The sequence below is a fragment of the Cryobacterium zongtaii genome (assembly GCF_002909375.1).
Taxonomy (GTDB): domain Bacteria; phylum Actinomycetota; class Actinomycetes; order Actinomycetales; family Microbacteriaceae; genus Cryobacterium; species Cryobacterium zongtaii.
Genome location: NZ_PPXD01000009.1, coordinates 170,849 through 188,458 on the forward strand (window position 1 = coordinate 170,849; position 17,610 = coordinate 188,458).

19 protein-coding genes and 1 riboswitch are annotated in these 17,610 nt (G+C 70.3%); of the genes, 11 read left to right on the forward strand and 8 right to left on the reverse strand.

What is annotated here, in order from left to right:
- Nucleotides 1–8: 8 nt before the first annotated feature.
- Nucleotides 9–109: riboswitch (TPP riboswitch) on the forward strand.
- The 3 genes from thiM to thiD all read left to right on the forward strand — a co-directional run bounded on the left by thiM (nucleotide 101) and on the right by thiD (nucleotide 2,450).
- Nucleotides 101–919 carry a hydroxyethylthiazole kinase gene (gene thiM, locus C3B61_RS08965; protein WP_103460296.1) on the forward strand — a complete coding sequence of 273 codons (819 nt, stop codon included), beginning with the start codon at nucleotides 101–103 and terminating at the stop codon, nucleotides 917–919. (Overlaps the previous riboswitch by 9 nt.)
- Nucleotides 916–1,557 (forward strand): thiamine phosphate synthase, encoded by a 642-nt coding sequence (gene thiE / locus C3B61_RS08970; RefSeq protein ID WP_088457606.1) that lies wholly within the window; start codon nucleotides 916–918, stop codon nucleotides 1,555–1,557. Before thiM ends, thiE begins: the two co-directional genes overlap by 4 nt.
- The gene (gene thiD, locus C3B61_RS08975; protein ID WP_244285892.1) at nucleotides 1,554–2,450 is read left to right on the forward strand and encodes a bifunctional hydroxymethylpyrimidine kinase/phosphomethylpyrimidine kinase; all 897 of its coding nucleotides are present in this window, start codon (nucleotides 1,554–1,556) and stop codon (nucleotides 2,448–2,450) included. The genes thiE and thiD overlap by 4 nt, the downstream gene beginning before the upstream one ends.
- Here thiD and C3B61_RS08980 read toward each other — a convergent pair.
- The 3 genes from C3B61_RS08980 to C3B61_RS08990 all read right to left on the reverse strand — a co-directional run bounded on the left by C3B61_RS08980 (nucleotide 2,422) and on the right by C3B61_RS08990 (nucleotide 5,387).
- The gene (locus tag C3B61_RS08980; RefSeq protein WP_103460297.1) at nucleotides 2,422–3,750 is read right to left on the reverse strand and encodes an MFS transporter; all 1,329 of its coding nucleotides are present in this window, start codon (nucleotides 3,748–3,750) and stop codon (nucleotides 2,422–2,424) included. The two genes, thiD and C3B61_RS08980, sit on opposite strands and share 29 nt — an antisense overlap.
- A 55-nt stretch (nucleotides 3,751–3,805) precedes the next feature.
- Nucleotides 3,806–4,297: a GNAT family N-acetyltransferase gene (locus C3B61_RS08985; protein ID WP_103460298.1), complete on the reverse strand. Its 492-nt coding sequence runs from the start codon at nucleotides 4,295–4,297 to the stop codon at nucleotides 3,806–3,808.
- 61 nt (nucleotides 4,298–4,358) lie between these two features.
- Nucleotides 4,359–5,387 carry a LacI family DNA-binding transcriptional regulator gene (locus C3B61_RS08990; RefSeq protein WP_103460299.1) on the reverse strand — a complete coding sequence of 343 codons (1,029 nt, stop codon included), beginning with the start codon at nucleotides 5,385–5,387 and terminating at the stop codon, nucleotides 4,359–4,361.
- 111 nt (nucleotides 5,388–5,498) lie between these two features.
- On the opposite strand from C3B61_RS08990, the gene C3B61_RS08995 reads away from it, so the two are divergent.
- From C3B61_RS08995 to C3B61_RS09005, 3 genes are read left to right on the forward strand one after another with little or no spacing between them, the layout of a single operon-like run.
- Nucleotides 5,499–6,692, forward strand: a complete 1,194-nt coding sequence (locus C3B61_RS08995) for a Gfo/Idh/MocA family protein (RefSeq protein ID WP_103460300.1) — start codon at nucleotides 5,499–5,501, stop codon at nucleotides 6,690–6,692.
- Nucleotides 6,689–7,393, forward strand: a complete 705-nt coding sequence (locus tag C3B61_RS09000) for a ThuA domain-containing protein (protein ID WP_103460301.1) — start codon at nucleotides 6,689–6,691, stop codon at nucleotides 7,391–7,393. The genes C3B61_RS08995 and C3B61_RS09000 overlap by 4 nt, the downstream gene beginning before the upstream one ends.
- The gene (locus C3B61_RS09005) at nucleotides 7,372–8,478 is read left to right on the forward strand and encodes a Gfo/Idh/MocA family protein (RefSeq protein WP_103460302.1); all 1,107 of its coding nucleotides are present in this window, start codon (nucleotides 7,372–7,374) and stop codon (nucleotides 8,476–8,478) included. Before C3B61_RS09000 ends, C3B61_RS09005 begins: the two co-directional genes overlap by 22 nt.
- A 56-nt stretch (nucleotides 8,479–8,534) precedes the next feature.
- Here the strand turns inward: C3B61_RS09005 and C3B61_RS09010 are convergent, their stop codons facing one another.
- From C3B61_RS09010 to C3B61_RS09020, 3 genes are read right to left on the reverse strand one after another with little or no spacing between them, the layout of a single operon-like run.
- Nucleotides 8,535–9,014 (reverse strand): 2'-5' RNA ligase family protein, encoded by a 480-nt coding sequence (locus C3B61_RS09010; protein WP_103460303.1) that lies wholly within the window; start codon nucleotides 9,012–9,014, stop codon nucleotides 8,535–8,537.
- Nucleotides 9,014–10,546, reverse strand: coding sequence for a sensor histidine kinase (locus C3B61_RS09015; RefSeq protein ID WP_198416856.1), 1,533 nt, complete (start codon nucleotides 10,544–10,546; stop codon nucleotides 9,014–9,016). The genes C3B61_RS09010 and C3B61_RS09015 overlap by 1 nt, the downstream gene beginning before the upstream one ends.
- Entirely contained in the window at nucleotides 10,543–11,268 is a 726-nt protein-coding gene (locus tag C3B61_RS09020; protein ID WP_279327056.1) for a response regulator transcription factor, read from the reverse strand. Before C3B61_RS09020 ends, C3B61_RS09015 begins: the two co-directional genes overlap by 4 nt.
- Nucleotides 11,269–11,489: 221 nt before the next feature.
- Here C3B61_RS09020 and dnaK point away from each other — a divergent pair, with 221 nt between their 5' ends.
- Genes dnaK through C3B61_RS09045 form a run of 5 tightly spaced genes read left to right on the forward strand, consistent with a single transcriptional unit; the run spans nucleotide 11,490 to nucleotide 16,389 of the window.
- On the forward strand, nucleotides 11,490–13,358 hold the full coding sequence (dnaK, locus tag C3B61_RS09025) for a molecular chaperone DnaK (RefSeq protein WP_103460304.1): 1,869 nt from the start codon (nucleotides 11,490–11,492) through the stop codon (nucleotides 13,356–13,358).
- Nucleotides 13,358–13,993 carry a nucleotide exchange factor GrpE gene (locus C3B61_RS09030; protein WP_103430804.1) on the forward strand — a complete coding sequence of 212 codons (636 nt, stop codon included), beginning with the start codon at nucleotides 13,358–13,360 and terminating at the stop codon, nucleotides 13,991–13,993. Before dnaK ends, C3B61_RS09030 begins: the two co-directional genes overlap by 1 nt.
- Nucleotides 13,986–14,993, forward strand: coding sequence for a DnaJ C-terminal domain-containing protein (locus tag C3B61_RS09035; protein ID WP_103460305.1), 1,008 nt, complete (start codon nucleotides 13,986–13,988; stop codon nucleotides 14,991–14,993). Before C3B61_RS09030 ends, C3B61_RS09035 begins: the two co-directional genes overlap by 8 nt.
- Nucleotides 14,994–15,001: 8 nt before the next feature.
- Nucleotides 15,002–15,415, forward strand: coding sequence for a heat shock protein transcriptional repressor HspR (locus C3B61_RS09040; RefSeq protein WP_103430802.1), 414 nt, complete (start codon nucleotides 15,002–15,004; stop codon nucleotides 15,413–15,415).
- 50 nt (nucleotides 15,416–15,465) lie between these two features.
- The gene (locus C3B61_RS09045) at nucleotides 15,466–16,389 is read left to right on the forward strand and encodes a LysR family transcriptional regulator (protein WP_103460306.1); all 924 of its coding nucleotides are present in this window, start codon (nucleotides 15,466–15,468) and stop codon (nucleotides 16,387–16,389) included.
- Nucleotides 16,390–16,405: 16 nt separating this feature from the next.
- Here C3B61_RS09045 and C3B61_RS09050 read toward each other — a convergent pair whose 3' ends face one another.
- Both C3B61_RS09050 and C3B61_RS09055 read right to left on the reverse strand, forming a co-directional pair.
- Complete coding sequence (locus C3B61_RS09050; RefSeq protein ID WP_103460307.1) at nucleotides 16,406–16,708, reverse strand: putative quinol monooxygenase; 303 nt, start codon at nucleotides 16,706–16,708, stop codon at nucleotides 16,406–16,408.
- Nucleotides 16,705–17,589 (reverse strand): aldo/keto reductase, encoded by an 885-nt coding sequence (locus C3B61_RS09055; protein ID WP_103460308.1) that lies wholly within the window; start codon nucleotides 17,587–17,589, stop codon nucleotides 16,705–16,707. The genes C3B61_RS09050 and C3B61_RS09055 overlap by 4 nt, the downstream gene beginning before the upstream one ends.
- Nucleotides 17,590–17,610 lie beyond the last annotated feature (21 nt).

Sequence of the window (17,610 nt, forward strand, 5' to 3'; positions counted from 1 at the left end):
AGGGTTTCGGTAGTGACACGGGGTGCCCTGCCAAACGGCCGGGGCTGAGAAAACACCCGTTGAACCTGATCTAGTTCGTACTAGCGAAGGGATGTCCCGGATGACCATCCGTCTGACACCAGAGAATGCTGCCCATCTGCTCGACCGTCTGCGCGAGAGCCAACCTCTCGTACAGTGCCTCACCAACGCGGTGGTGACCAACTTCACCGCCAACGTGCTGCTGGCCCTGGGAGCCGCGCCCGCGATGGTGGACGTGCCCACCGAGGCCGGACCGTTCGCCGGGGTGGCCTCCGGAGTGCTGGTGAACGTGGGCACCCCGCACGCCGAGCAGCGCACTGCGATGCTCGAGGCCGCGTCGGCCGCACACGCCGCCGGCACCCCCTGGGTGCTCGACCCCGTCGCGATCGGCGTGCTGCCGGTGCGCACCGGGCTGGCTCGCGAGCTGCTGCACTTCCGGCCCACGGCCATCCGCGGTAACCCGTCGGAGATCATCGCCCTGGCCCAGCTGGGCACCGGCGGCCGAGGCGTCGACGCTACCGACTCGCCGGAGGGCGCCGCCGACGCCGCCGCCCTGCTCGCCCGCAGCACCGGAGCGAGCGTGGCCGTGTCGGGCGCGGTCGACCTCATCACCGACGGTTCGCAGACCATCCGGGTGGCCAACGGTCACGTGCTGCTCACCCGGGTCACCGGCGGCGGATGCGCGCTCGGCGCGGTGACCGCCGCCGTGCTCTCGCTCGTCGACCGGGACGAACCCGGCGCAACGCTCGCCGCGACCGCCGCCGCCACGCTGTTGTACACCGTTGCCGCGGAGCTCGCCGCCGCCGACGCGGCCGGGCCGGGCAGTTTCGCGGCGCACTTCCTCGACCGGCTGCACTCCCTCGACGGCGCCACCGTCATCGACCGGGCGCGGCTGGCGTGAGCGATCTCTCGCTCTACCTCGTCACCGACACCGCCCTGTGCGGTGCCAGGGGCGTGCTGAGAACCGTGATCGACGCCGTCGCCGGCGGCATCACCACCGTGCAGGTGCGCGACAAGACCGGGTCGGACGACGACGTGCTGCGCCTGCTGCTGCAGGTGGCCGACGCGGTCGGTGACCGCGCCACCGTGGTCGTCAACGACAGGGTCGACGTGTACCTGCGGGCGCTCGCCGAGCGCGCCGCCGTGCACGGCCTGCACGTGGGCCAGGGCGACGAAGCCGTGGCCAGAGTGCGCGACAGGGTCGGCTCCGACGCGATTGTGGGCATCACCGCCAACACCCCGGCCGAGCTCGACAGGGTCTTCGCGCTGCCTGCCGGCACCGTGGACTACCTGGGCGTCGGCGTCATCCGGGCCACCAGCACCAAACCCGACCATCCGCCCGTGCTCGGGGTGCCCGGCTTCGCCGCGCTGGCCGCCACGAGTGCGCTGCCCTGCGTCGCGATCGGCGGCATCGGGCTCGCGGACGTCTGGCCGTTGCGCCGGGCCGGGGCCGCCGGGGTGGCCGTGGTGTCGGCCGTCTGCGCCGCTCCGGATGCCCGCGCCGCTGCCAGCGCCCTGCACCGGGAGTGGACCCGATGACCGGGCCGAGGGAGATCCCCCGGGTGCTCAGCATCGCCGGCACCGACCCCACCGGCGGCGCCGGGATTCAGGCCGACCTCAAGAGCATCGCCGCCAACGGCGGTTACGGCATGGCCGTGGTCACCGCGCTCGTCGCCCAGAACACCCGCGGGGTGCGTTCGGTGCACATCCCACCGGTGTCCTTCCTCGTGGAACAGCTCGACGCGGTCAGCGACGACGTCACCATCGACGCCGTGAAGATCGGCATGCTCGGCCAGGCCGACCTCATCGAGGCCGTGGCCGCGTGGCTGGCCCGGGTGCGGCCATCCGTGATCGTGCTCGACCCGGTGATGATCGCCACCAGCGGCGACCGGCTGCTCGACGCGTCCGCCGAGGCCGCGCTCCGCGCCCTGGTGCCGCTGGTGCACCTGGTCACCCCGAACCTGCCCGAGCTGGCCGTGCTCGTGAACGAACCCGAGGCCGCCGACTGGGCAGGGGCCCTCGAGCAGGGCGAGCGGCTCTCCCGCGCCTGCGGCACCCGGGTGCTGGTCAAGGGCGGCCACCTGGCCGGTCCGGCCTGCCCGGATGCCCTCGTCGACGCGGCCGGCACCGAGCCAGGGCGGGCCCGCATCGTGCAGGTCTCCGCGCCGCGCATCAACACCGTGAACACCCACGGCACCGGCTGTTCGATGTCGTCGGCCCTGGCCACGCTGGCGGCCCGGCACCGGGACTGGCCGCGGGCGTTGACCGAGACGAAGGCCTGGCTCAGCGACAGCGTGGCCTCCGCCGACCGGCTCGAGGTGGGCGGCGGGCACGGCCCGATCAACCACTTCCACGCGCTCTGGGCGGCGGCCGGAACGCATCCGGAGCCACCGCCTCGAGGGCTCAGCCCATCTGGTTCTGCCGGGCCTTGACCGGCAGCAACAACAGCAAGCCGATGACAAGCACCAGCACGATGCCCAGGATGCCCCAGTAGGTTTCGCCGAAAATGGTCACGGCCAGTGCGAACGCCGTGGGGGCCAGGAAGCTGGCGGCACGACCGGTGGTGGCATACATGCCGAACACCTCGCCCTCCCGGCCGGCCGGGATGATCCGGGCCAGGAAGGTGCGGCTGGCCGACTGGGCGGGCCCCACGAACAGGCACAGGGCCAGGCCGGCGGTCCAGAAGACGATCTGGCCGCCGTCGTGCAGCAGGAACACCAGGCTGCCGCTGACGATGAGGCCCACCAGGGCGGTGACGATGACGGGCTTGGCGCCCAGCCTGTCGTCGAGCACGCCCACGCTGATGGTGGCGACGCCGGCCACCACGTTCGCGGCGATCGCGAAGATGATCACCTCGCCGGGGGAGAAGCCGAACGCCGACGCGGCGAGGACCCCGCCGAAGGTGAAGACGCCGGCCAGGCCGTCACGGAAGATGGCGCTGGCGAACAGGAAGTAGACCACCTGGCGGTTGGTCTTCCAGAGCTTGGCCACGTCGCGGCCCAGTTCGACGTAGGACTGGAAGAAGCCGACCTTGGCGCGCTTCGCGGCATCCGGCGCCCGGTATTCGGGCACCCGCAACAGCAGCGGCAGCGCGAACAGGCCGAACCACGCGGCGGCGATGAGCATCGTCACCCGCACCGCCAGCCCGTTTTCGCTGGTGACGCCGAACAGGCCCACCTCGGGGCTGATGAAGCCGAAGTACACGATCAGCAGCAGCACGATGCCACCGATGTAGCCCATGCCCCAGCCGAAACCGCTCACCTTGCCGATGGTGCGTGGCGTCGAGACCTGCGCGAGCATGGCGTTGTAGCTGACCCCGGCGAGCTCGAAGAACACATTGCCGGCGGCCAGCAGCACCAGGCCGAGCAGCAGGTACTCCGGAGTGGGCAGCACGAAGAACATGCCGGCGGTGAGGCCAACCACGATGAAGGTGTTCACGCCGAGCCAGAACTTGCGCCGGCCGGAGGAGTCCGAGCGGGCGCCGGTGACCGGGGCGAGCACGGCGATCAGGAACCCGGCGATCGCGAGCGCCCAGCCCAGCTGCGCGGCGACGTCGCCCTCCTCGCCGAATGAGGAGCCGGTGAGGTAGACCGAGAAGACGAACGTGGTGACCACGGCGTTGAAAGCGGCCGAGCCCCAGTCCCACAGGCTCCAGGCGACGACGGCGGCGCGGGCGGGAGTGTGGGCCGCGGGGGCGTGGGCGGCGCCGTTGCCGTCGAGTGTCTCGGTCATGCGTTCACCCTAGGGCCGTGGGGTGAACAATGGGCGACGGATGTTCGGGCAGTTGTCAGGGCAACAGCGATCTGTGCATCACGTGCAGGCCCACATATCCGTGCACCGGATGGCGGAAGGCGCCGGGCACGGTGGCGAGGATGCTGAAGCCCAGATTCTGCCAGAGGCTCACGGCGTTGTGGTTGGTCTCCACCACGGCGTTGAACTGCATCGCGCGGAACCCCGCGTTCGCGGCCTGCTCGAGGACATGCTCGGCCAGGGCGCGGCCGATGCCTCGACCGGCCGCCTGCGGGGCCACCATGAAGCCGGCGTTGCACACGTGACTTCCCGCCGCCGGCTGGTTGGGGTGCAGCTCCGCGGTGCCGAGCACCCGGCCGTGGTCCTCGGCCACGAAGACCCGGCCGCCGGGCTTGCCCAGCCACCACGCCTGAGCGTCGGCCTCGCTGGTGTCCCGTGGCCAGCAATAGGTCTCGCCGGCCGCCACAACGTCCCGCAAAAAGGGCCAGATCGCGCCCCAGTCGCCCTCCCGGGCTTCCCGTATCTCCATTCCCCCAAATTACCGGCCCGCGAGCCGTGACCTAAGCACCGAAAACCCGAGGTTTTGGCGCTCAATTCACAGTTCGCGGAGGGGTGGCGAGGGTGGACTGGCGCAACACGAGCCGGGTCGGCAGCTCGATCCTGTCGAAGTGCTCCCCGCCGCGGGCGCGCATTTCGTGCACGAGGGCCACCGCGCGGGCGGCCATCGCCCCCAGCGGCTGGTGCACGCTGGTCAGCGGAGGTGACGCCACAATGGAGCGCGGTTCGTCGTCGAAGCCGATCACACTGATGTCCGCGGGAATGCGCAGCCCGGCCCGCCGGGCCGCGGGGTACACCGCCAGGGCCATGGCGTCGTTGCAGGCGAAGACGCCCACAGGGGTGCGGTCACCGGAGAACAGGTCGGGGATCGCGGTGCTGAGACCAGCGCCGTCCCAGCCCACGTCCACGCGCGTGACCGGGGCGCCGGGCGCGTGCTCGGCGATCGCGCGGCGGAAGCCCTCCTCGCGAGCCTTGCCGAACCTGAACCGCGGGGTGCCGGTGATCACGGCGAAGCGGCCGAGGCCCGTGGCGGCCAGGTGTGCGCCGGCGTCGTAACCGCCCTGGTGGTCGGTCGTGCCCACGCTGGCCAGCTCGCCGTTGGGGTCGGACCGAGGGTCCAGCAACACCAGGGGGATCCTCAGCCCCCGCAGCTCGGTGAGTTGCCGACGGGTGGGCCTGATGAGGCCCAGGATCACGCCGGACGGCCGGCGGGTGGCGACCCGCGCGGGCCAGTCGTCGGCGGGGTCGTCCCGCTCGAGGGTGAGCACGAGGTCGTAGCCGTGCTCGAAGGCACTGCGCCGCGCACCCGCCGTGACCTCGTCGGTCCAGGCATCGTCGAAGGAGCCGAGCACGAGCTCGATCAATCGCGTGTCCAGGGTGCTGGGCCGTCCGCGCGACGACGTGCCCCGGTCGTAGCCCAGCGCGGTCGCGGCCGCCAGAACCCGTTCCCGGGTGGCCAGACCCAGTTCGCCGCGCCCAGCCAGGGCGCGTGAGGCTGTGGCGATGGACACTCCCGCTCGCTCGGCGACATCACTGAGTGTCACCCGTGCCGTTTCGCCCATCACCCTGCCTCCTCCCACCATTTTTGCGCAAAAAAGTGCCGGGGTGGTGCTGGTGCTGCCATCCTCGCAAAGGACAAGCGTCCGACGATGGTGTCGACTGAAGGAGCGCGAATGGCAGACCAGACCCCGCTGCGGGTGGCGTTGATCGGAACCGCGTTCATGGGCGCGGCCCATTCGCAGGCCTGGCGCACGGCGCCGAGGTTCTTCGACCTTCCCCGAGAACCCGAAATGGCGCTGCTCGTGGGCCGGTCCGCTGACACCACCGCCGCGCAGGCCACAAAACTGGGCTGGCAGGAGTGGTCGACCGACTGGCGCGAAGCCGTCTCCCGCGACGACATCGACGTCATCGACATCTGCACTCCGGGTGACACCCACGTCGAGATCGCCCTGGCCGCCCTCGCGGCCGGCAAGCACGTGCTGTGCGAGAAGCCGCTGGCCAATTCCGTGGCTGAAGCCGTGGCGATGGCCGACGCCGCCGAGCAGGCCGCCCAGTCCGGCGTGCTGTCGATGTGCGGCTTCAGCTACCGCCGCACGCCGGCGCTGGCGCTGGCCCGCCGGTTCATCGCCGAGGGCCGGTTGGGCGCTATCCGGCACGTGCGGGCTGACTACCTGCAGGACTGGCTGAGCGATCCGGCGGCCCCGCTCAGCTGGCGGCTGGACAAGGCCAAGGCCGGCTCCGGGGCGCTCGGCGACATCGGCGCACACAGCATCGACACCGCGCAATGGCTCACCGGCGAGAGCATCACCGAGGTCTCTGCGACCCTGCGCACCTTTGTCACCGAACGTCCGCAGCGCGGCGCGGCGGCCGGACTCGGCGGTGTCGCCGACCCCGACGCGGCCCGCGGGCCGGTCACGGTCGACGATGCGATGGCGTTCACCGCCACCTTCTCCGGCGGGGCCCTGGGAGTGTTCGAGGCCACCCGGATGGCCACCGGCCGTCGCAACGCGAACCGCATCGAGATCAACGGTGAGAGCGGATCGATAGCCTTCGACTTCGAGCGGATGAACGAACTCGAGTACTTCGACGGCCGCGGTACCGACCCCGAGGCCGAGGGTTTCCGCCGCATCGTCGTCACCGATCCCGTGCATCCCTACGTCGCCAACTGGTGGCCCACCGGGCACGGCCTCGGCTACGAGCACCTGTTCACCCACCAGATGGTCGATTTCGTGACCGCCATCGGCGCCGGAACCGCGCCCTCGCCGGGCTTCGGCGAGGCGCTCGATGTTCAACGGGTACTCGCCGCGGTCGAGGCGAGCGCCAAGGCCAGATCCCAGACGACGCCCGTGGAACGGAGAACCGCATGACCCAGCACAACGCCCTGATCGTTCGAGGAGGCTGGGACGGCCACCACCCCGTCGCCGCCACGGAGATGTTCCTACCGTTCCTCGCCGCACACGACTACTCGGTGCAGATCGAGGAGTCACCCGAGATCTACGCCGACGCCGAGCAGATGGCCCGGTTCGACCTCATCGTGCAGAGCGTCACGATGAGTGAGATCAGCGGCGACCAGGTCGCGGGACTTCGCGCGGCGGTGGCCGCCGGCACCGGTCTCACGGGCTGGCACGGCGGCATCGCCGACTCCTTCCGGGCCTCCGCCGACTACCTGCAGCTGATCGGCGGCCAGTTCGCCACCCACCCGGGCAAACCGCCCGCGGACCGGGTCGACGGCGCGCAGGAGAACAACTACCTGGACTACACGGTGCAGATGACGCCGCTCGGCCGGGAGCATCCGATCACCGCCGGCCTCGCCGACTTCGACCTGTGCACCGAGCAGTACTGGGTGCTGCACGACGACCTCATCGATGTGCTCGCCACGACGACCCATCCGGCGCCCGACTGGGAGCCCTGGCACCGGCCCATCACCTCGCCGGCGGTGTGGACCCGGCTCTGGGGCGCGGGTCGCCTATGCGTCAGCACCGCGGGGCACAGCCCGGAGGTTCTCGCCGACCCCAACGTACGCACCATCATCGAAAGGGGCATGCTGTGGGCCACCCGCACCGCCTAGGAATCGTAGGCCTGGGCAACATCTCGGCCGCCTACCTCGACACTCTCGCCGACAGCGCCCAGATCCGGATCACGGCGGTCGCCGACCTCGACACCGCCCGGGCCCGCACCCTGGCCGACCGGCTGCCGCACGCGCGAGCCCTGTCGGTGTCCGAGCTGGTCGCCAGCGACGAGGTCGACACCGTGCTGAACCTCACCATCCCGGCCGCGCACGCCGAGATCGCGCTGGCCGCGATCGGCCACGGCAAGAACGTTTACGGGGAGAAGCCGCTGGCCGCCCGGATGGCCGACGCCCGCGAGATCGTTGCCGCGGCGCTTGCCGCCGGGGTGGGCCTGGGCAGCGCGCCGGACACCGTTCTCGGTACCGGCTTGCAGACCGCTCGTCACGCGATCGACGACGGCCTGATCGGGCGCCCGCTGGCCGCATCCGCCGTCATGGTGACAGCGGGGCACGAACGCTGGCACCCCAGCCCCGACTTCTACTACCAGAGCGGCGGCGGCCCGCTGCTGGACATGGGCCCGTACTACGTGGCCGCCCTGGTGCACCTGCTCGGGCCGGTGCGCTCGGTCACCGGCGCGGCCAGCCGGCTGCGGGGCACGCGCACGATCACGCAGGGCCCGCGGGCCGGCGCGGTGATCCCGGTCGACGTCGACACGCACATCACCGGGGTGCTCGAGCACGACAGTGGCGCCCTGTCCACGATCACGACGAGCTTCGACGGCGCCGCCACCGACGCGGCCCCCCTCGAGGTGCACGGTGAGAACGGCACCCTCTCGGTGCCAGACCCGAACCGGTTCGACGGCGAGACGCGCTTCTTCGAGCTCGGGGCTACCCAGTGGCGGCCCCTGCCGACGGCGGCCGGTTACCTGGACAGCGCCCGCGGTATCGGCCTGCTCGACTTCATCGCGGCCGGCCCCGACCGTGCGGCCCGCGCGAACGGTGACATCGCGCTGCATTCCCTCGACGTGATGACCTCGCTGCTGCAGTCGGCCGCCGAGGGGCGCCGGCTCGAGCTGACCACGACGACCGAGCGCCCCCTCGCGGTGCCGCTGACCGCCCGGGAGGTCTGGTCGCAACGCGAGTGACACCTCGCGGACGGTGAGTCAAGCCCCGAAAACCTCTGGTTTTCGGGGCTTTTCTCTCAGCTCGCGAAACTGGTGGCGGCCAGGACCGTGCGGCCGGCCTCGTGCGTGCGGGGGAGCATGTCCACCAGGGCGACTTGACCGAGGGTGAGGGACTGGCCGGGGTGAAGGCGGGCGGGCGGCTTGTGCGTCACATGGGCGCGGAAACCGTCGCCGGTGAAGGCCGGTTCGTCTGGAGCGGCGGCGAACGGCCGTAGGGTGTCCACCAGGGTGCGGTGCAGTCGGGTGAGTCCCTCGTGCGGGAGCAGCATCGTGACGGGGATGGTGTGCCGCCGCCCGAACAGCGCGTCCTCGCCGGCGACGACGGTGAGCGGCGCCTGGTTCTCGACGGCGAGACGGATGGCGTGGCCGACGTCGCCGGGGTCGGCATCCGTGAGAAACGGCGCCAGCACCGTGACGTGCAGGGGCCATTCGGCCACGGCGAAGCCGGCGCCCACCCGCAGCGGCACCACGGGGAGCACCACCACCAGGCGGGGCATCACGGGCGCCGGGTGCCCGGGGTGGGCAGGGTGACCGTGAAGGCGGTGCCCGCGGGGGAGGACCGCACCCGGATGGTGCCTCGGTGCGCCTCGGCGATCGACAGGGCGATCGCCAGGCCCAGGCCGGTGCTGCGAGGGCCGCCGGACACCTGGGTCCTGGAGGCATCGCCGCGCGCGAAGCGTTCGAAGATCACCGGCAGCAGATCTGCGGTGATGCCCGGCCCGTCATCCTGCACGCTCAGCTGCACCGGCATGCCGGGCGAGCCCACCCGCAGCCGGGCGGTCACGCTGCTGGCGGGCGGGGTGTGCACCCTGGCATTGGAGAGCAGATTCGCCACCAGCTGGTGCAGGCGTTCCCGGTCGCCGCGCACGACCACGGCAGTGTCCGGCACCTCGGCGAGCCAGCTGTGCGACGGCGCGGATGCCCTGGCGTCGTTCACCGCGGTCAGCAGCAGGTCGGCGAGGTCCACGTCTTCCACATGCAGGTCCTGGCCCTCGTCGAGACGGGCGAGCAGCAGCAGGTCGCTCACGAGCGAGCTCATCCGCCGAGCCTCGGATTCGATCCGGGCGAGGGAGTACTCGGTGATCTCGGGCAGCTCGGCGCTGTCCTGCCGGGTCAGTTCGGCGTAGCCCTGGATGGCCGCGAGCGGGGTGCGCAGCTCGTGGGAGGCATCCGTGACGAACCGGCGCATCCGCCGGTCGGTGGCGGCCCGCACGCTGAGGGCGGTGTCGACGTGGTCGAGCAGTTGGTTGAGGGCTTCACCCACCTTGCCCGTCTCGGTGCGGGGATCGGTGTCTGCGGCCGCGAGGCGGGTGGAAATGCCGTGGTCGCCCACGGCCAACGGCAGCGCGGTCACCTCGACGGCGGTCTCGACCACCCGGGCCAGGGGGCGCAGGGCGAGTCGCACGACCAGAATCGTGCCCAGCACGGTTCCCGCCAGCGCCAGCACCGTGAAGACGGCGATGGCCAGGCCCTGGCGCAACAACGCCATCTCGGCGGCCTCGAGGGGTACGCCGGCCACCAGCAGCTCGCCGTCGTTGACGACTGTCGCGACGCGGTAACTGCCGAGGTCGCCCAGGTTCAGGCTTCGGTTCTCCCCGTCCGACTCGAGATCGGTGACGGCAAGCTCGATCGCCTCGATCGCGTCGGTCGAGAGCACAACGGCGCCGGTGCCCGAGAACAGGGCGGAGTCGGCGACCACACCATCAGCGACGACCGCGATCACGGTGCCACGCCCGTGCCCGACAAAATCGACGAAGGACTTGGCCACGCCGCCGCCGTGCCCGTGCCCGCCGACGGCGGGCGGACCCCGGTACTTGTCGACAGACTGGCTCAGCGCCGACAGCGACGCCGTGAGCTGGGCATCGGCCACGGTGTTCGTGGAAGTGCTCAACACGGCGATGCTCAGCAGGCCCATGCCCAGAAGCACCGCTGCCACGACGCCGGCGATTCCCACCACCAGTCGGCGGCGGAGCGTCCAGGGCGCCGCTCCGCGCTCGGGGGGAGCCGTCGATGAACCGACCGCGCTCACTCCGCGGGCCGCAGCATGTAGCCGACACCGCGCACGGTGTGCAGCATCGGGGCGCGTTCCGCATCGATCTTCTTGCGCAGGTACGACACGTAGAGGTCCACGATGCTCCCGCGCCCGGCGAAGTCGTAGTTCCAGACCTCGTCGAGGATCTGCGCCCGGCTCAGCACCCGCATCGGGTTGCGCATGAAGTAGCGCAACAGGTCGAACTCGGTCGTGGTGAGCATGATGTCGGCGTCATCGCGACGCACCCGATAGCTGGTTTCGTCCAGGGTCAGGGTGCCCACCACCAGCGCGGCCTGCTCCTCGGGGACGGCCTGCACGGTGCGGCGCAGCAGCCCGCGCAGCCGGGCCACGAGTTCCTCGAGGCTGAACGGCTTGGTCATGTAGTCGTCACCGCCGGCGGTCAGGCCGATGATGCGGTCGTCCACAGAGTCCCTGGCGGTGAGGAACAGGGTCGGCGTGGTGGAGCCGCCGGAGCGCAGGTGGCGCAGCACGCTCAATCCGTCGGTGTCCGGCAGCATGATGTCCAGGATCACGACGTCCGGCCGGTTGTCCCGGTAGGCCCGCAGGGCGGCCTGCCCGGTGTGGGCGACGTCCACGATCCAGCCCTCATAACTCAGCGCCAGGCTCACCAGATTGGTGAGGGTGTCCTCGTCGTCGACGAGGAGAACCCGGATGGCGGAGCCGTCGAGCCGGGAGATCCGCGGGAGCTTCGCCAGCACGGCGCGTCGGCGTACGGAGTCCGCGGCGGGATCGGGTGAGGTCGAGGGCGGCACACGTTATTGTCCCACTTCTTGTGAGAATGCTGGGAGTTGAGCCTCTCCGACTCAACTTTGGCGACCCCGGCTTGACTTAGGTTTTTGGGCGGTGGCACACTTGAGCCAGCAACACTCAAGTCTTTGAAACAGGCCTTGAACCCAAACTTTGAAGGAGATACTCTCACATGGCTCGTGCAGTCGGCATTGACCTCGGAACCACCAACTCGGTGGTGGCCGTACTCGAGGGTGGAGAACCCACCGTCATCGCAAACGCTGAAGGCTTCCGCACCACGCCTTCCGTGGTCGCGTTCACCAAGGACGGCGAGGTACTCGTCGGCGAGACCGCCAAGCGCCAGGCCGTCACCAACGTGGACCGCACCATTTCGTCGGTCAAGCGCCACGTCGGCACCGACTGGACCGTCGACATCGACGACAAGAAGTACACCCCGCAGGAGATCTCCGCCCGCATCCTCGCCAAGCTCAAGCGCGACGCCGAGCAGTACCTGGGCGACAAGGTGACGGATGCCGTCATCACCGTTCCCGCGTACTTCAACGACGCCGAGCGCCAGGCCACCAAGGAAGCCGGCGAGATCGCCGGCCTCAACGTGCTGCGCATCATCAACGAGCCCACCGCGGCCGCCCTGGCCTACGGCCTGGACCGTGGCAAGGAAGACGAGCTCATCCTGGTCTTCGACCTCGGTGGCGGAACCTTCGACGTCTCCCTCCTCGAGGTGGGCAAGGACGACGACTTCAGCACCATTCAGGTGCGTTCGACCTCCGGCGACAACCGCCTCGGCGGCGACGACTGGGACCAGCGCATCGTTGATCACCTGATCAAGCGCTTCAAGGACTCCACCGGCGTCGACGTCTCCAAGGACAAGATCGCCAAGCAGCGCCTCAAGGAAGCCGCGGAGCAGGCCAAGAAGGAACTCTCCTCGAGCATGTCCACCAGCATCCAGCTGCCGTACCTCTCGCTGACGGAGAACGGCCCGGCCAACCTCGACGAGACGCTCACCCGCGCCCAGTTCGAGAAGATGACCGAAGACCTGCTCGACCGCACCAAGAAGCCCTTCCAGGACGTCATCCGTGAGGCCGGCGTCAAGGTCGAGGACATCGCGCACGTCGTTCTCGTCGGTGGCTCCACCCGCATGCCCGCCGTGTACGAGCTCGTCAAGGCCGAGACCGGTGGCAAGGACCCGAACAAGGGTGTCAACCCCGACGAGGTCGTCGCCGTCGGCGCCGCACTGCAGGCCGGTGTCCTGAAGGGCGAGCGCAAGGACGTCCTGCTCATCGACGTCACCCCTCTGAGCCTCGGCATCGAGACCAAGGGCGGCATCATGACGCGCCTCATCGAGCGCAACACGGCCATCCCCACCAAGCGCAGCGAGACCTTCACCACGGCCGACGACAACCAGCCGTCCGTGGCCATCCAGGTCTTCCAGGGCGAGCGCGAGTTCACCCGCGACAACAAGAACCTGGGCACCTTCGAGCTCACCGGCATCGCGCCGGCCCCGCGCGGCATCCCGCAGGTCGAGGTCACCTTCGACCTCGACGCCAACGGCATCGTCCACGTGTCCGCCAAGGACAAGGGCACCGGCAAGGAGCAGTCGATGACCATCACCGGCGGCACCGCGCTGGGCAAGGAAGACATCGAGCGCATGGTTCGCGAGGGTGAAGAGCACGCGGCAGAAGACAAGCGCCGCCGCGAAGCCGCCGAGACCCGCAACGGCGCCGAGCAGCTCGCCTACTCGATCGAGAAGCTGATCAAGGAGAACGACGAGAAGCTGCCCGAAGAGGTCAAAACCGAGGTTCAGGCCGACGTCGACGCCCTCAAGTCCGCTCTCGCCGGTGACGACGACGACGCTGTGAAGACCGCGTTCGACAAGCTCACCGAGAGCCAGGGCAAGCTTGGCGAGGCCATCTACGCCTCCAGCCAGGCGGATGCCGCGGCCGGCGAGTCCGAGACCGCCGAGCCCACCGCCGAGTCGGGCAACCCCGACGAAGACGTTGTCGACGCCGAGGTTGTCGACGACGAGGACGAAGCGAAGAAGTAATGAGCGACGCCAACCGTCCGGACGAGAACCGTCCCGAAGACGAGTCTGCTGCTGCTGCGGGAGCGCCCGAATCGGGCGCCCCCGCGGCGGGCGGGCCGGACTCCGACGCGGCCGCTCCGGCCGAGTTCGTCGACGCGGCTGACGCCGCGGGCATCGAGGAGGACGAGCTGACCGTGCAGGACATCCTGGACGCGGCCGACCTCGAGGCATCCGACCCCTCCAGCGAGCACCTCGCCGACCTCAAGCGGGTCACCGCGGAGTACGCCAACTACCGTAAGCGCACCGAGGCCAACCGGGAGATCGAGCGCGAGCGCGTCACCGGCGAAGTCGTCAAGGTACTGCTGCCGGTGCTGGACGACCTGTACCGGGCCGAGAAGCACGGCGATCTCGAGGGCGACACCGCCTTCGCGACCATCGCGGCCAAGCTGCGCGCCAGCACCGAGCGCATCGGCCTCAAGCCGTACGGCACCGTCGGCGACGTGTTCGACCCCACCGTGCACGAGGCCATCTTCCAGATGCCCACGCCCGACATCGACGTGGAAACCGTCGGCGACGTCGTCGAGACCGGCTACTACCTCGGGTCCTCGCTGTTGCGGGTGGCCAAGGTCGTCGTGCAGGTACCGAGCGATGGCTAGCCAGGACTGGTTCGACAAGGACTTCTACAAGGTTCTCGGGGTGTCGAAGGACGTCTCCGCGGCCGACCTGAAGAAGGCATATCGCAAGCTGGCCCGCAAGTACCACCCCGACTCCAACCCGGGTAACCCCGCGGCGGAGGCGAAGTTCAAGGAGATCAGCGAGGCCCACTCGGTCATCGGTGACCCCGAACAGCGCAAGGAGTACGACGCCGTGCGCGCGATGGGCGGTGGAGCTCGCTTCACCGCCCCCGGGCAGGGCGGCCAGCAGGGCGGCTTCGACGACGTCTTCGGCGGCATGTTCGGTGGAGGAGCCCGTCAACAGCAGGGCTACTCCTACGAGCAGGCCGGCTTCGACGACATCCTCGGCGGAATGTTCGGCCGTGGCGCCCAGGGTGGTGGTGGCCGGTTCGGCACCCCCACCGGAGGTTTCCGAGGCGCGGGCGGGCCGACCAGGGGGCGTGACGTGGTCGCGTCGACCACGGTCGACTTCATCACGGCCACCCACGGCGACCAGATCACCCTGCAGACGCAGGAGGGTCGGTCGATCAAGGTCAAGATTCCCGCCGGCGTGGCCGACGGGCAGAAGATCAAGCTGCGCGGGCAGGGGCAACCCAGCCCGGACGGCGGCGAGAACGGTGACATCGTGCTCACCGTCACCGTGCGCAAGCACCCGGTCTTCGAACGTGACGGACTCAACCTGCGTGTGAACGTGCCGGTGACCTTCGCTGAAGCCGCCCTCGGTGCCACCATCGAGGTGCCCACCCTGGGCGGGCCGCCGGTGAAGCTGCGCGTGGCGCCCGGCACCCCCAGTGGGCGGGTGCTGCGGGTCAAGGGTCGCGGTGTGGTCACCCCGAAGGGCACCGGCGACCTGCTCGCCGAGGTTCAGGTGGCCGTTCCGTCGCACCTGTCGAAGGACGCCGAGGAGAAGCTGCTCGCGTTCAACGAGGCGCTGCCCAAGGAGAACCCGCGCGACGGACTGCTCGCCAGGGCCAAGGGCTGACACCGGTCATGGATGAGAACACCCGGGTCTTCGTGATCAGCACTGCCGCAGAGTTGGCGGGTATGCACCCGCAGACCCTGCGGCAGTACGACCGGATGGGGCTCGTCAGCCCCGGCCGCACGCCGGGCCGCTCGCGCCGCTACTCAATGCGCGACGTGGCCCGGCTGCGGGAGATCGCGGATCTGGGTGCCGAGGGTGTGAGCCTGGAGGGAATCCGGCGCATCCTCGCGCTGGAAGACACCGTGCGGGCCCTGGAAAGCCGGGTGGGGGACCTGGAAGCGGCCTTGGCCGACGAATTGCTCAACCGTCCGGGCCGCCGCGTCTTCGCGGCCGGCTCGGCCGGTGACGTCATCTCGATGCGCGCCGGCACCCGCACCCGCCGCTCGAACCAAATGGTGATCTGGCGCCCCCTCGACAAGTAACGAGACGTCGAGGCTCTGGGTGCCGCCGCACTGAGTTGTAGGGTTGCTGAATGGAACTGCGTCAGCTTGAACACTTCGTGACGGTCGCCGACGAACGTCACTTCACCCGGGCGGCCGAGCTGCTGCACATCTCCCAGTCGGGGCTGTCCGCGTCGATCCGGGCCCTGGAGATCGAGCTGGGCACCTCGCTGTTCATCCGCAGCACCCGCCGGGTCGAGCTCACGGCCGCCGGTCAGGCTTTGCTGGCGGATGCGCTTCGCACCCTGGCCAGCGCCGCAGCGGCCCAGAACGCCGTCGCCGCGGTACGCGGCCTCATGCGCGGACGCCTCACCGTGGGCGCCGAACCGTGCCTGGGCTCCGTGGACCTGCCCGCCGAGCTCGCCCGTTTCCGCACCGCGAACCAGGGGGTGGAGGTGCGGCTGCGCCAGCTGGGTTCCGTGGAACTGATCGAGGGGGTGGCCAGCGGCACCACCGATGTGGCGCTGGTCGTGGTGACGGGGGACACCCCGCCCGGAGTGCGGCTGCACCGGTTGAGCAGCCAGAAGATGGTGGTGCTCTGCCACCCGGACCACCCCGTCGCGGCCCTGGCCGAGGCCGACCTGGAGACCCTGCGCACAGAACCGCTGATCGGCTTCCAGGCCGGCTGGGGCGCGCACATGCTCGCCCGGCGGGCGTTCGCCGCCGCCGGCTTCGAGTACCGGGCGGCGATGGAGGTCAACGACGTGCATCCGTTGCTCGAACTGGTGGGCTACAACCTGGGCGTGGCCATCGTGCCCACCAGCTTCGCGCTGAAGCGGCCCGACGACCTCATTGCGGTGCCGCTGCCGGCGACCGTGCCCGAATGGGCGGTGGCCGTGGCGGTCGCCGACGAGCCCAGCCCGGCCGCGTCGGCGTTCCTCGAGCAGCTGCTCGAAGACGTCGCCGCCGCGGCCGCTGCCCTCGAGCCCGTCGACGCTGTCGGCTCGGCGGCCTGACCGGCCGGTTGACCGGCTAGAGGGCCAGCGGAATCCGGCCGGAGAAGACCGTCTTCACCGGCGGGGCAGCGAGAACCTCACCCAGACGACTGACACCCTCCGGCGTGGTGCGCCAGGCGGCGTAGGCGTCGTGGTCGGCGGCGGTGGCCCAGCGCTCGACGACGATCACGTGGGCGGGGTCGGCGTCGTCGACGATGACCTCGAGTCCCTCGTTGCCCGGCCACGCGCGGGTCGCGGTGAGGACCTCGTTCAGCAGGGCCGGGACGGTCTCGAGCGCGGCTGGGTCGAGGCGCAGGTCGAGGTGCACGATGGCGGTCATGCCGTCACCGCGGCGTCGTTCAGAGCGGCCGACAGGGTGGCGAGTTCCTCGTCTGACAGGGTCAGGTCGGCTGCGCGCACCGAGTCACGGATGCTCTCGGGTCGGCTCGCACCGGGGATGGGAATCACCCGGGGCGACGCGGCCAGGTGCCAGGCCAGCGTGACGACCTGCGGGCTCACGCCGTGGGCATCCGCCACCCGCTGGAACGGCGCGAAGGCAGTGCCCAGGTCGGCGGCGGACTTGATGCCGCCCAGCGGGCTCCAGGACAGGAACGCGACGCCGAGCTCGGTGCAGAGGTCGAGCTCGGGCCGGCTGCTGAGGAACGCGGGCGAGTACTGGTTCTGCACGCTGGCGAGCCGGCCGCCGAGGATGTCGTAGGCCTCGCGGATCTGCGCCGGGTTGGCGTTGGAGATACCGGCCAGGCGGATGGTGCCGGCGTCGAGCAGGTCCCGGATGGCACCGATCGAGTCGGCGTACGGCACCGCGGGGTCGGGCCGGTGGTGGTGGTACAGGTCGATCGCGTCGCCGCCGAGGCGCTTGAGCGAGGCTTCGGCGGCCTGCTTGAGGTATTCGGGCCGGCCGTCGACGTACCAGGTGCCGTCGCCGGGCCGCAGGTGCCCGCCCTTGGTGGCCACGATCACCTGCGACGAGTCGCCGCCCCACGAGGCGATGGCCTTCGCGATGAGCGACTCGTTGTGGCCCACCTCGTCGGCGTGCAGGTGGTACGCATCCGCGGTGTCGAACAGGGTCACGCCCTCCTCGAGGGCGGCGTGGATGGTGGCGATGGAGCGGGCTTCGTCGGGTCGGCCCTCGATCGACATGGGCATGCCGCCCAGGCCGATGGAGCTGACGGTACGGTCGCCGATGAGTCGGGTCTTCATAGGGTGTCCAATCGAATGCTG